A 13,049-nucleotide genomic window follows, 5' to 3' on the forward strand; every position below is an offset into this window, starting at 1 on the left:
CGCCTCACCGGCGAGAACACGATCTCCTGGCGCGACCCGACACCCCAGGATCAAACACCCATTCCGGGATAAAACATCGGGAGAAAACGACCTCTCAGGAGGCGGCACCACCCCCCTGGCCTCCATGGTCAAAGACGACAAGCGGCTGTCCCTGTCCTGGCCCACCGCGCTGCCGCAACCTGTCCTGGACGGTGACTCCGCCCTGTACAAGTCGGTCCTGCCGGGCGTCGACCTCAAGGTCATCGCCGAGGTCGACGGGTTCTCGGAAGACCTGATCATCAACACGCCGCAAGCCGCGGCCGACCCAGCCGTGCAGAGCATCAAACTCGGTGTCAGCACCGTCGGGGTCACTCTCACGGACGCCGGTACCGGCAGCCTGACCGCCACCGACGCGGACGGAAATGTCGTCTTCAGCGCCCTGCGTCCCAGAATGTGGGAGCAGCCGGCCCCCTCCGCCACCGTCTCGAAGAAGGCGCTCACCGCGTCGGGCGCCGGGGATCTGCCGAGTTCCGCCCCCGTGGGCGTCGAGGTGTCCGGCGACACGCTGACTCTGACACCGGATCCCACTCTGCTCGCCACCGCCGATCAGTTCCCGCTCGTGGTGGAACCTCCCTTCTCCGGCGGCAAGCGCCAGAAGTGGGCTGTGGTGTACTCCGCCACCCCCGGCGCCGACTACCCCAACGGCTCCGGATGGAACTCCGACAACCCCAGTGACGAGCCGCGGGTCGGTTTCAACGGCACCGGCCGGACACGCTCGTTCTTCGCGATGGACACCAAGGGTCTGGCGGGCGCCGACATCCTCAAGACCAACTTCGCCGTAGTCGAAACCCACTCCTGGGGCTGTGACGCCTCGCTCGCCGGGCCGACCGAACTGTGGTCCACCGGCAGTATCGACACCACCCCCACCTGGAACAGTCAGCCGAGCTGGGCGGACAAACTCGACTCCGCCTCCTACGCCCACGGCAACCCCACCTACTGCCCCGGCACCCTCGGCCACGACTACCACTCGGCGGCACTGACCGACTACGTCCAGAAGGCGGCCGACAACGGCTGGAGCGCACTCACCTTCGGCCTCCGGGCCGAGAGCAGCCACGAAGGTGATCACGACAGCTACAAGCGCTTCACCAACAACCCCGCCCTGGCGATCACCTACAACTTCAAGCCCACCGTCGACGACCACCACTCCTACGAAGGCACCTGGAGTCCCGGCGGCGACGGCAACAAGGCGGTCCCGTGCAAAGGCCTGATCGGCAACAGCGGCATCGTCCTGACCGCGAAGCTCACCGACAAGGACGGCGGGAAGGTCAGCGGCGAGTTCTCCGTGGCCAACTCTTCAGGAGCGACAGTCGCATCGGCCACTGACAAGGTCTCCACCGGCCAGACCGCCTCGGTCACTGTGGCAGCTTCCAAACTCACCAACGGGTCCTACACCTGGCAAGTCCGTGCCAAGGACGACGAGAACACCACCAGCAGCTACACCGCACCCTGCAGTTTCAGCGTCGACCGCATCGGCCCGACCGACGCCGTCAGGATCACCAACACCGACGGCACTCCGGCAGACGAGGCCACCGACACCTACACCGCGCGCAAGCCCGTCCAACTGCAGCTCAGCAACACCGCGAACGACCTCGCAGGCTTCTGCTGGAACACCGACCAGTACATCTCCGTCTCCAGCACCCGCTGCTCCAACGGCAACTGGATCGACGTCGGCGCCGATCACCACAGCGCGCGCGTCACCATCACCCCCAGCGGCACCCCGAACAGCACCCTGCACGTTCTCGCCTACGACAAGGCCGGCAACCACTCCCCCTACGACCGGGCCAGCGACGCCGTCATTCTCAGCACCACCCCCTCCGACTTCGTCTACGCCCCCGGCCAGAAGCCCGGCACCGGCCCTCTGGCACACACCGACCTGCCCGGTGACCTCACGGGCGACGGCCACACCGACATGATCGCCATCGACAACACCGGAAAGCTGCGCCTCTACGCGGGCGACGGCACCGGCAAGGTCTCCCCCGCCGACATCGTCGGAACCGGCGGCTGGAGCAACGCCCTCATCGCCCACCGCGGCGACCTCCGCGGCTTCACCGGCCCAGGCACCGCACCGGACGGGTACGAGGACTTCGTCGTCCGTCTGAGCGACAACAAGCTCTACGTCTACGGCGGCGACGGCCTCGGCCGGCCCGCCTACGACACGCGAACCGAACTCGTGCACCCCAATATCGACAACGCCCCCGACTGGCGCCGCATCCGTCAGATCGTCACACCCGGGGACATCGACCAGAACAACACACCAGGCCACGAAAAGGGCAACGACCTCATCACCATCGAGTGCACCACCGATACCTGCACCGACGCCCAGCTCTACCTGTACACCGGCAACACCATCGGCGGCGGAGGACAGGACCAGACCGAGCCGTTCGACCTCAACAACCGCACCGTCATCGGCACCCGCGGCTGGAAGGACTACACCAACCTCGCCCTCGGGGACCAGAACGGCGACGGCGTCCAGGACCTGATCGCCCGCAATCCCGAAACCGGTGAACTCTTCCTCTACCCCGGCCGCATCACCGACGGAACCTACTCCCTCGGCACCCGAGTCCTGTACGGGGCAAGCGGCTGGGACCGGCGTCCGCATCTCGCCTCACCGGGCAACGTCCAGGGAACCGTGACCACCGGCACCTACAGCGACCCCGACGCGGGCTCCGACATCACCTACCACCAGTACCAGCCCACCACCGGAGAAGCCTACGGCGACGTCTGGGCGACGACACCGGCCGACCCGAACTACACCGTCAGCTACGCCGACAGCAGCGGCACCGAGCAGACCACCACATGCCCCACCGGCTGCCTGCTCTTCTATCCCGGAACTGCCACCACCCTGCGCAAACCGAAACTCGTGGGCACCAGTAGCTGGGACACCACCATCACCGGCATCTTCTGACCCGGGCGCCCTCCGATCGCAGCGAGGGGGGCCTGGGCACCGGTGCCGCCTGGCCGGGAGTGATCGCGTGAGCGGTCACTCCCGGCCAGTGGCGCCCCCGAAGTCCACGTCCGTGCTGTTGACCGTCCCGCCCGTGCGGCCCGGTGCCGCCTGGTGGCTCCAGTACAGGTTGGTGTGGGTGATCACCTGGTCCGCGGGCGGGGCGCCCCAGCGCGTCAGGTCCTGCGTGGTGTGGGCATCGCCGACCAGAACCGTGTCGTACCCCCGCACGAACGCGCCGTGCAGGGTCGAGCGGATGCAGGCGTCGGTCGCCGCGCCGGCCACGAAGAGCCGGCCGACGCCGAGGTCAGACAGCACGGACTCCAGGGTGGTGTCCTCGAAGGAGTCGCCGTAGTTCTTGTGGACGAGGGGTTCCCCCTCCGCCGGCGTCAGCTCCGGGACGATCCGCCAGCCGTCGCTGTCCTTCACCAGGTTGTCGTCGGAGTGCTGCACCCACACGACGGGCACGCCTTCCCTCCGGGCTCGCTCGACCAGGGCCGCGATGTTCGCGACGACCGCGTCCCGGGCGTGGGCCTCCTTGACGACGTCCACCTGGACGTCGACGACGATCACTGCGGTGCCGGGCCGGTTCTGGAGCGTGGTCATCGCTGCCCCGCCTCCGAGACCCAGCCCACGAAGCCGGTGAACGCCCCGGGCCGGAAGGTGAGCACCGGTCCGGCGGCCACCTTCGAGTCGCGTACGGCGACGGAGGCGCAGGGGGTGCCGGCGATCTCCACGCACGAGCCGCCCTGGTCGCCGCTGTACGTGGACTTGCGCCAGGCCAGGGACCCGAGCGGCGCGCACTCCACGCAGTTGCCGCCCTGGTCGCTGCTGTAGCTGGACTTACGCCAGTTGCTCTCCATAGCGGTCCTCCATCACGCGCCGGATCAGCTCCGCCGAGTCCTTCACGGAGAGAGCGGCGGCTTGGAGGTGATCGTAACGGAGTGAGCAGTCTTTGACGGTGTCTGGGTTGGCGGTTGGGTGTCCAGTCCCATAGCCCTCTGTGTAGAGGATGTCGGGGTCGTTGGCGAAGTGGAAGAGGTCGAATGAGCCCTGCAAACCCGCGTGGGCTCCGGCCGAGAAAGGCAACACCTGCACGTTGATCCGCGGATTGCGTGAAAAGGTCAGCAGGTGAGCAAGCTGCTCCCGCATGGTGGCCTCATCACCGATCTTCTGATGCAGAACGGCTTCGCCGACTACCGCCCAGAGCACTGGCGGTTCAGCCTTCTCGAAGATGCACTGCCGCGCCAGGCGTACGGCCGTGCGGTCCTCCAGGTCAGTCTCATCCAGGGCGCCGAGGACGGCACTCGCATACGCTTTCGTCTGCAGCAGCCCGTGCACCAAGTGTGTGTGAAAGGTATGGATCCTCACCGCCCGCGTCTCCAGCTCCGCCACCTGCTGGAACCAAGCCGGAAGCTGGCTCCTCATCACCAGCGCGACGAGCCGGGACAGCGTCCCGCCCGTTCCCAGCGCCGCGTCCACCCGCTCGCTGAACTCGGCGGTCGGCAGCTTCCGTGCCGTCTCCACCTGTCCCACCAGGGACGCCGTGTAGTTGACGATCTCCCCCAACTGCCGCTGGGTCAGGCCCGCGGCCTCCCGCAGCCGCCGCAGTTCGTAGCCGTAGTAGTCCAGCGGCGAAGCCCCCGGGTCGAGGACATTGATGTTGGTCACGCGCGGTCCCCTTTCCACGGGACGCCCACGGGCGGACCCGTTGTGTCCGTTCCGTGGCACAGCGTAGTGACAGCACGTCAGTCTCGTCCCGTGAACGATTACTTCCCCTCGGTCCTGGCCGGTCCCCGCCCCGCCCAGTACCGCATGACCTTCACCGCCGGTGAGCACTCGGCGCGGCACATCCGCCGTATCGTCCGCTCGTACCTGGCCGAATGGGACCTCGCCGAGCTGGCCGACGCCGTGGAGCTGGCCGTGACCGAGCTGGTCGCCAACGTCGTACGGCACGTCCCGGACCGCCGCTGCACGCTGCTGTTGCTGCGGCAGGCGGCCGGGATCAGGGCGGAGGTCACGGACAGCTCGTCCGAACTGCCCGCGACGCCGGGGGACTTGTCGCCGGACTCGGAGGGCGGGCGCGGCCTGCTGCTGCTCGACGCGGTGGTGGACAAGTGGGGGGTGGAGCGGATGCGGCAGGGCGGCAAGACCCTGTGGTTCGAATGCGGTCCCGCGCCCCACCGCCTCACTCACCTCAGTGACTGAACCGCCGGATCCGCGCGTCGCAGGGGCCGCACGTCCGGGGGCGGCCGCGCCCGTCCGGGCGCGGCCGCCCCGGCCGGTCCGGTCAGCGGCGCCGCAGCGAGGCGTCCAGCAGGGACGGCGGGGTGTCGAACTTCTCGTGCGGGGCGAGGTCGGTGCCGGGGGCGACGATCTCGTCGACGGCGTCGAGGAGGTCGGCGGGCAGCACCGTGTCCGCGGCGGCGAGCTGCGCGCGCAGGTGGTCCAGGGTGCGGGGGCCGATGAGGGCGCTGGTCACGGCGGGGTGGGCGGTCACGAAGCCGAGGGCGAGCTGGATCATCGTCAGTCCGGCCTCGTCGGCGACCCGGGCGAGCTTCTCGACCGCGTCGAGGCGGGCCTGGTTGGCGGGGACGCTCAGGTCGAAGCGGTCCGGCAGGAGGCCGGAGCGGTGGGTGGTGATGTCGCGGCCCGCGCGGACGGCGCCCGACAGCCAGCCGGAGGCCAGCGGGCTCCACGCCAGTACGCCGAGGCCGTACTCCTCGGTGACGGGCAGGACGTGGGCCTCGATGCCGCGCTGGAGCAGGGAGTAGCTGGGCTGTTCGGTGACGTAGCGGCTCAGGCGGTGCTCACGGGCGGCCCACTGGGCCTGCACGATGCGGTGGGCGGGGAAGGTGGAGGAGCCGAAGTAGCGGATCTTCCCGGCGCGTTGCAGGTCGGTCAGGGCCGAAAGGGTCTCCTCGTCGCCGGTGGCCGGGTCCCAGCGGTGGAGCTGGTAGAGGTCGACGTGGTCGACACCGAGGCGGCGCAGGCTGTCCTCCAGTGCGGTGACCAGCCAGCGGCGGGAGCCGCCGCGGTGGTTGCGCTCGTCGCCCATCGGCATGCCCGCCTTGGTGGCGAGCACGATGTCGTCGCGGCGGCCGGCGATGGCCTTGCCGACCATCTCCTCCGACTCGCCGTCGCCGTACATGTCGGCGGTGTCGATGAGGTTGATCCCCGCGTCGAGGGCGGCGTCGACGAGGGCGGTGGCCTCCTCCTGGGTGGTGCGGCCGATGGGGCCGAAGTTCATCGCGCCGAGCGCGAGGGAGCTGACCTGGACGCCGGTACGGCCGAGGGTGCGGTACTGCATGAGCTGGTTCCTCCGGGAGGGGAGCGGGGGCGGGCAGGGGTGGCCGGAGGGTCGCCGTTCTGGCATCATGAACAAACGGAACGACGCTCCGGTAAGCCCTGACGAACGATACGGAACAACGTTCCGCTTTGGCAACCCGCAATCCCGGCAGGGAAGGACACGGCACGGTGAAGGACAGCGACGAGGGGACGGGGGGCGCCGCGGGCGCGGGCCGGGGTGGCTCGGCTGCGGCGGGCGCGGCCTCCGGGGGCGAGCGGGCCAAGCGGGCGGACGCGCGGCGCAACAAGGAGACCCTGCTCGACGCGGCGGCCGCGGTCTTCGTCACGTCGGGCGTGGAGGCGCCGGTCCGTGACATCGCGGCGAAGGCCGGTGTCGGCATGGGCACCATCTACCGTCACTTCCCCACCCGGGCGGACCTCATCGTCGCCGTCTACCGGCACCAGGTGGAGGCCTGCGCCGAGGCGGGCCCCGCCCTGCTGGAGGGCGGCGCGAGCCCGCATGCCGCGCTGGCGCGGTGGATCGACCTCTTCGTCGACTTCCTGGTCACCAAGCACGGCCTGGCCGCCGCGCTCCAGTCCGACGACGCCGGGTTCGAGACGCTGCACGCCTACTTCCTCGACCGCCTCGTCCCGGTCTGCGGCGAGCTGCTCGACGCGGCGGTGGCCGCCGGCGAGATCAGCCCCGGCGTGGCGCCCTACGAGCTGATGCGCGGCGTCGGCAACCTCTGCATCGGCGCGGAGAACGACCCCCGCTACGACGCACGCCGTCTGGCCCAGCTCCTGGTCAGGGGGCTGCGGCGGGCCGACTGAGCGGGGGGAGGTCCGGGCCGCCGCAGGGTCCGGGCGGCCCGTCTCAGCGGGCGCAGCGGCCGGCGGGGGCGTAGAGGATCACCTGGGCGCCGTGGACGCGGGTGCGGGCGCAGACCTCGAAGCGGCGGCGCAGGACGTCCCGTTTGACGGCCTCCTGCGGGTAGGGGTCCAGGGGCTGTCCTGCCGGGTCGGCGAGGGCGACGACCCGGCAGGCCGCGAGGAGGCGCCGCCGGATCGTCGCGGCGGGCAGTTCGGTGCCCTCCAGGGTGCCCGAGGCCGCGGGCGACCCGGCCAGGGCGAGGTCGTCCAGACCGGCGTAGAGGCGGGGTCGGGAGAGCAGCCACTCGCGGCGCCGGGCGGGCAGGAACAGGACGGCGTCCCCGGGGCGGGCGAGATCCCGGACCGCGCGGGAGACGGCGACCACGTCGTCCTTGCGGCTCTGCGGGGAGCGGACCGACAGCGACCAGGGCAGCAGGACGGCCACCGCCGTGACGGCCGCCAGGCAGGCCGCCGGGACCCGGACGGCCGGGGCGACCCGGAAACGGGCGGCGAGCGCACGGTCCAGGGCCGCGCCCGCGAGCAGGGCGGCGCCCGTCATGCCGTAGATCACGTACCGGTCGAGGTACAGGGGTTCGGCGAGGGAGACCGTCATCAGCAGCCCGGCCGGGGCCACCGCGAGCCACAGGCCCAGCCACACGAGGGTCCGGCGCCCGCTGTCCCCGTGATCCCCGCCGTCAGCCTCGTCCCCGCCGTCCCCGTCATCCCGGATGCCCTCGCCGTCCCGGCCGCCGCCATCCCGGGTGATCCCGCCGTCCCCGCCGGCACGGACCGGGCCGCGCGGCAGCAGCAGCCGGGCCAGCAGGGCGCAGACCGCCGCGACGGCCCCGTACGCGAGCCACTGGCCGGTGCTCGGGCGGCCCAGCCAGCCCAGTTGCCGGTCCGCCTGGCGGGCGCTCACGACGGCCAGGGGCAGCAGCGCGGCGAGCACGGCGGCCGACGCGACCGCCCAGCGGTGCAGCACCCGGCGCGGCACCCGCAGCCGCCACAGCGTCAGGGCGTGGGCCGCGAGGGCGAGGACGGCGAACTCGTGCAGCCGGCAGGCCAGGGCCAGGACCGCCGCGTACCCCGCCCACCAGCGGCGGCGCGCCGAGCCGGTGCCGCGCACGAAGAGGTACGTGGCCCAGGTGACCGCCGCGGTGACCAGCGCGTAGGACCGGCCCTCCTGCGCGTACTGCTGGGTCACCGGGAGCAGGACGAAGACCAGACCGGCCAGGACACCGGTCCGGCGGCCCGCCAGCCGCGCGCCGGTGACCCCGACACCCGCCGCCGCCACCGCCGTCGCCAGCACCGAGGGCAGCCGCAGGGCGAGCGGACCGCCGTCCCAGAGGGCGAACAGCGCGTGCATGAGGAGGTAGTACAGGCCGTGCACCGCGTCGATGTGGCCCAGCAGATGCCTCAGCTCACCCGTCGAACGGTGGGCCACCTGGTAGGTGACGGACTCGTCGCGCCACATGCTGTCCTGCCGGCCGATCCCCCACAGGCCCAGGGCCACGGCGAGCGCGGCGGGCACGAGGGCGGGCACGAGGGCGGCGGACGCGCGCGCGGCCCGGCGGCCCCCCTGCCCCGCCATGTCAGCTCCCGACCGGTGCGGGTCTCGGCTCCTCGGCGGCCCGGGCCGGGCGGGGCTCCGCCGCCGCGCGGGGGCCCGACAGCAGGTAGGTCAGGGCGAAGCCCGCGCCGACCACGGCGGCCCCGCCCACCGCGTCGAGCACCCAGTGGTTGGCGGTGCCCACGATCGCGGAGACCGTGAACAGCGGGTGCAGCAGCCCGAGGGCCTTCATCCACCACCTCGGCGCGACGACGGCGATCACCAGACCGCACCACAGCGACCAGCCGAAGTGCAGCGACGGCATCGCGGCGTACTGGTTGGTGAGCGCGGTCATCGCACCGTAGTCCGGCTTCGCGAAGTCCTGGGCGCCGTGCACCGTGTCGATGAAGCCGAGGCCCGGCATGAGCCGGGGCGGGGCCAGCGGGTAGAGCCAGAAGCCGAGCAGGCCGAACAGCGTGGCACCGCCCAGGGCGGTGCGCGCCCACCGGTAGTCCACCGGCCGCCGGACGTAGAGCACGGCGAGGACCGCCATGGGCACGACGAAGTGAAACGTCTCGTAGTAGTAGCTGAGGAAGTGGTCCAGCCAGGGCAGCCGGACCGTCGTGTGGTTCACCCAGTGCTCGACGTCGATGTGCAGGGCGTGCTCGAGGGAGTGGATCTGGTGGCCGTGGTGCTCGGCGGTGGCGCGGCTGCCGCGGGCGGCCAGCCGCACCTGGGAGTAGGCGGCGTAGGTGACGCGGATCAGGAGGAGTTCCAGCAGGAGGCTGGGGCGGGTCAGCACCCGGCGCAGGAACGGGACGAGCGGCACGTGCCGGAACCGGGCCGGGCCCGGGGCCGCGTAGCGGGTGGGGACCGGGGCACGGTAGTGGTCCGAGGCCCGGGACAGGAACGGCACCGAGGTCGCCGCCGCCAGCGCGGCCACCAGGACCGTGTTCTCCCGCACCAGGTGCAGGACCGGCATGTCCGGCAGCAGCATCTTCGCCGGCAGGGTCATCACGAGGACCACCGTGACCGGCCAGACGTACCGGTCCGAGGCGCGCCGTCCGGCCCGGCCCACGATCGCGAGCAGCACCCACAGCAGCTGGTGCTGCCAGGCGGTGGGCGACACGGCGATGGCGGCGCAGCCGGTGACGGCGACCGCGAGCAGCAGCTGGCCGTCACGGGCGTAGCGCACCGCCCGGCGCAGCGCGAGGACGGCGACAGCCGCGCCCAGCGCCAGGAAGAGGCCGATCTCCAGCGGTCCGGTCAGGCCGAGGCGCAGCAGCGCGCCGTGCAGGGACTGGTTGGCCAGGCCGTCGGCCCGGCCGCCCAGGCCCGTGCCGGCGATGTGGTGGATCCAGTACGTGGCGGAGTCGTGCGGCATGGCCGCCCAGGCGAGGGCGGTGCCCGCGGCGAAGGTGCCGCCGGTGACGGCGGCGGCCCGTCGGCCGTCGGTGCACCACAGCAGGGGCACGAACAGCAGCACCGTGGGCTGGAGGGCGGCGGCCAGACCGACCAGGACGCCGCAGGCCCGCTGCCCGCGCACCACGAAGAGGCCGAGCAGCACCAGCAGGACCGGGGTGACGCCGGTCTGGCCGAGCCAGAACGCGTCGCGCACCGGCAGCGACAGCATGAGCAGGCTGATGGCGACGGGGGCGGCCGTCAGCGAGGCGCGGCGCCCGGCCGGCTGGGGCAGCGCGCGGGCGGCGATCAGACCGAGGGCGACGACGAGCAGGAGGGTGCCGAAGATCCAGCTCCAGCCGAGTGCGTCCTCGGCGGCCTTCGTCAGCGGCTTGAGGACGAGACCGCTGAAAGGGGTGCCGGTGAACCGGGCCGAGTCGTACAGCGACCCGTTGACGTGCAGGACGCCGCCCGGCCCTGCCCACGTCTCCAGGGCCGTCAGCCGTTCCCCGCGGGGGGTGGCGAGGACGGCGGCCACCTGCCGTGCCGCGAGGAGCCCGGCGGTCAGCCAGAGCCCCAGGCGGGCCGCCCGCATCCGCGCTCCGGCCGGGGCGGCGGCAGCCGCCGCACCCGGGTAGGCCGCCCTCGGTCCGCCACTGCGCTCCGTATCCGCCACGCCCCGTCGGCCTCCCGCCCCGCTCGTTCCACGTCCCACACGTCCGGGATCTTTTGGTTCTGTCCCGGTACGAACCCTATGGGGCGCGCGACCCGGCGTGAAAAGGCCCCCTGTGCGCCGGTTTCCCCCTGCCTCCGGCGCGCTCCCCCCGCCCGGAACGCGCCGGTCGCCGGACGGCGGCGGGCCCCGAGGGCGCGATCGTCGGTGACGGAGGGTGTCCGGCGGGTGGTTCAGCGAGGCGCCCCGGAAGCGTGGGGAGCGTCCGCGGGGGGCCGTGGGGCGCGCGCGAGCCCTCCCGGCGGCGGGAAAGCGTGCGCCGGCGGCCGTGCGACGCGACAAGGATCACAGCGCGGGCACGTGCGTGGCGGCCGACGGCGGGCATACGTACCTGCGTATCGCGCATTTAGCTGCACTGCGCATCTGTGTGCTCACGATACGTGAAGGGACCAACCGGTCGTATGGTCGATTTCTGGCCCGCCGCGGTGGTCACTTTCCGGCCATCCGGACGGAGGACCGTCCCATCCGGTCCGTGACGCCACGGGCCGCTCGGTTCGCGCCCGGCGCGGACCGGTTCCGGTCCCGCATCCGCGCGGACCGGTTCCGGTCCCGCATCCGCGCGGACCGCCTCGGTCCGTCATCCGCGCGGGCCGGTTTCGGTCCGTCCCTGTGCGGACCGGTGTCGGTCCGTCCCTGTGCGGGCCGGTTTCGGTCCGCGTTCGGCGCGGGCCGGTTCGGTCCGCCGACAGCGCTGCCGCGTGGGCCGTGTCCCTGCCCCCGTCGAAAGGTAGGCGAGCGAAGCCTTGTCGGCTGCCACCGTCACCGCGCCCCGTTCCGTGTCCCTCACCAAGAAACGCTCCGACCGCTCCCACGCCACCGTCACGGACCCGGCACTCGTCCGGCGCGCCGTGAAGGCCGCCGCGCTGGGCAACGCCATGGAGTGGTTCGACTTCGGTGTCTACAGCTACATCGCGGTGACCCTGGGCAAGGTCTTCTTCCCGTCCGGCAACCCCACGGCACAGCTGCTCTCCACCTTCGGCGCCTTCGCCGCGGCCTTCCTGGTCCGCCCGCTCGGCGGCATGGTCTTCGGCCCCCTCGGCGACCGGATCGGCCGCCAGAAGGTGCTGGCCGTCACCATGATCATGATGGCCGCGGGCACCTTCGCCATCGGCCTGATCCCGTCGTACGGGACGATCGGCGTCGGCGCCCCCATCCTGCTGCTGGCCGCCCGGCTGGTGCAGGGCTTCTCGACCGGCGGGGAGTACGCCGGCGCCTCCACCTTCATCGCCGAGTACGCCCCCGACCGGCGGCGCGGCTTCCTCGGCAGCTGGCTGGAGTTCGGCACGCTCGCCGGGTACATCGGCGGCGCGGGCCTGGTGACCCTGATGACGGCCCTGCTGTCCACGGACGACCTGACGTCCTGGGGCTGGCGGATCCCGTTCCTGATCGCGGGCCCGATGGGCATCATCGGCCTGTACCTGCGGATGCGCCTGGAGGAGACCCCGGCGTTCGCCGCCCAGGCCGAGAAGGCCGAGTCGAGCCGCCCGAAGGTTCCGCTGCGCGAGATGGTCACGGGCCAGTGGAAGACGCTGCTGCTGTGCATGGGCCTGGTGCTGGTCTTCAACGTCACCGACTACATGCTGCTGTCGTACATGCCGAGCTACCTGACCAGTCAGCTGAAGTACGACGAGACGCACGGTCTGCTGGTCGTGCTGGCCGTGATGGCGCTGATGATGATCGTCCAGCCGTTCGCCGGTGCCCTCACCGACCGGGTCGGCCGCCGTCCGGTGATCGCGGCGGGCTGCGCGGGCTTCCTGGTCCTGTCGATCCCGGCGCTGCTGCTGATCCGCCAGGGCAGCCTGCTGGCGGTGGGCCTGGGCATGGCCGCGCTCGGCCTGCTCCTGGTCTGCTTCACCGCGGCGATGCCGTCCGCGCTGCCCGCGCTGTTCCCGACCCGGGTGCGCTACGGCTCCCTGTCGATCGGCTTCAACATCTCCGTGTCGCTGTTCGGCGGCACGACACCGCTGGTCGTCACGGCGCTGATCGGCGCCACCGGCAACATGATGATGCCCGCCTACTACATGATGGCTGCGTCGCTGATCGGCGGCGTGGCCGTGTGGTTCATGACGGAGTCGGCGGGACGCCCGCTGCCCGGCTCCCCGCCGTCGCTGGAGTCCTGACCAGGACCGGAAGGGGTGGGGGCGGCGGGGGCCCGCCCCCCCCCAAACCGACCCCCCCCCCCCACACCACCCCCGGCCCCCCCCCCCCCCCCACACCCCGGACGC

General features: G+C 72.0%; 10 protein-coding genes. 4 read left to right on the top strand and 6 right to left on the bottom strand.

The genetic code is table 11. The features are described from left to right. The first annotated feature begins 124 nt into the window (after window positions 1–124). Window positions 125–2,944, top strand: coding sequence for a hypothetical protein (locus tag ABZ719_RS35845; RefSeq protein WP_366729358.1), 2,820 nt, complete (start codon window positions 125–127; stop codon window positions 2,942–2,944). Between the two features lie 75 nt (window positions 2,945–3,019). Here ABZ719_RS35845 and ABZ719_RS35850 read toward each other — a convergent pair whose 3' ends face one another. The 3 genes from ABZ719_RS35850 to ABZ719_RS35860 are packed head-to-tail and all read right to left on the bottom strand — an operon-like array spanning window position 3,020 to window position 4,654. Further along, the gene (locus ABZ719_RS35850) at window positions 3,020–3,589 is read right to left on the bottom strand and encodes an isochorismatase family protein (RefSeq protein WP_366729359.1); all 570 of its coding nucleotides are present in this window, start codon (window positions 3,587–3,589) and stop codon (window positions 3,020–3,022) included. Then, window positions 3,586–3,846 (bottom strand): DUF397 domain-containing protein, encoded by a 261-nt coding sequence (locus tag ABZ719_RS35855; protein WP_366729360.1) that lies wholly within the window; start codon window positions 3,844–3,846, stop codon window positions 3,586–3,588. The genes ABZ719_RS35850 and ABZ719_RS35855 overlap by 4 nt, the downstream gene beginning before the upstream one ends. Continuing rightward, window positions 3,827–4,654: a helix-turn-helix transcriptional regulator gene (locus tag ABZ719_RS35860; protein WP_366729361.1), complete on the bottom strand. Its 828-nt coding sequence runs from the start codon at window positions 4,652–4,654 to the stop codon at window positions 3,827–3,829. The genes ABZ719_RS35855 and ABZ719_RS35860 overlap by 20 nt, the downstream gene beginning before the upstream one ends. Before the next feature lie 90 nt (window positions 4,655–4,744). Here ABZ719_RS35860 and ABZ719_RS35865 point away from each other — a divergent pair, with 90 nt between their 5' ends. After that, entirely contained in the window at window positions 4,745–5,191 is a 447-nt protein-coding gene (locus ABZ719_RS35865; RefSeq protein WP_366729362.1) for an ATP-binding protein, read from the top strand. 82 nt (window positions 5,192–5,273) lie between these two features. On the opposite strand, the gene ABZ719_RS35870 is transcribed toward ABZ719_RS35865, so the two are convergent. Further along, window positions 5,274–6,293 carry an aldo/keto reductase gene (locus tag ABZ719_RS35870; RefSeq protein ID WP_366729363.1) on the bottom strand — a complete coding sequence of 340 codons (1,020 nt, stop codon included), beginning with the start codon at window positions 6,291–6,293 and terminating at the stop codon, window positions 5,274–5,276. Window positions 6,294–6,586: 293 nt separating this feature from the next. Between ABZ719_RS35870 and ABZ719_RS35875 the strand changes: the two genes are divergently transcribed. After that, the gene (locus tag ABZ719_RS35875; RefSeq protein ID WP_366729366.1) at window positions 6,587–7,102 is read left to right on the top strand and encodes a helix-turn-helix domain-containing protein; all 516 of its coding nucleotides are present in this window, start codon (window positions 6,587–6,589) and stop codon (window positions 7,100–7,102) included. A gap of 43 nt (window positions 7,103–7,145) precedes the next feature. Here ABZ719_RS35875 and ABZ719_RS35880 read toward each other — a convergent pair whose 3' ends face one another. Both ABZ719_RS35880 and ABZ719_RS35885 read right to left on the bottom strand, forming a co-directional pair. Next, window positions 7,146–8,732 (bottom strand): glycosyltransferase family 39 protein, encoded by a 1,587-nt coding sequence (locus tag ABZ719_RS35880; protein WP_366729364.1) that lies wholly within the window; start codon window positions 8,730–8,732, stop codon window positions 7,146–7,148. Window position 8,733: 1 nt separating this feature from the next. Next, a complete protein-coding gene (locus tag ABZ719_RS35885) occupies window positions 8,734–10,767 on the bottom strand; it encodes a bifunctional glycosyltransferase 87/phosphatase PAP2 family protein (protein ID WP_366729365.1) in 2,034 nt (677 codons plus the stop codon). A gap of 833 nt (window positions 10,768–11,600) precedes the next feature. Between ABZ719_RS35885 and proP the strand changes: the two genes are divergently transcribed. Beyond that, window positions 11,601–12,944, top strand: coding sequence for a glycine betaine/L-proline transporter ProP (gene proP, locus ABZ719_RS35890; RefSeq protein ID WP_366729367.1), 1,344 nt, complete (start codon window positions 11,601–11,603; stop codon window positions 12,942–12,944). Window positions 12,945–13,049: the final 105 nt, after the last annotated feature.

It is taken from the genome of Streptomyces sp. NPDC006743 (assembly GCF_040703815.1).
GTDB lineage: Bacteria > Actinomycetota > Actinomycetes > Streptomycetales > Streptomycetaceae > Streptomyces.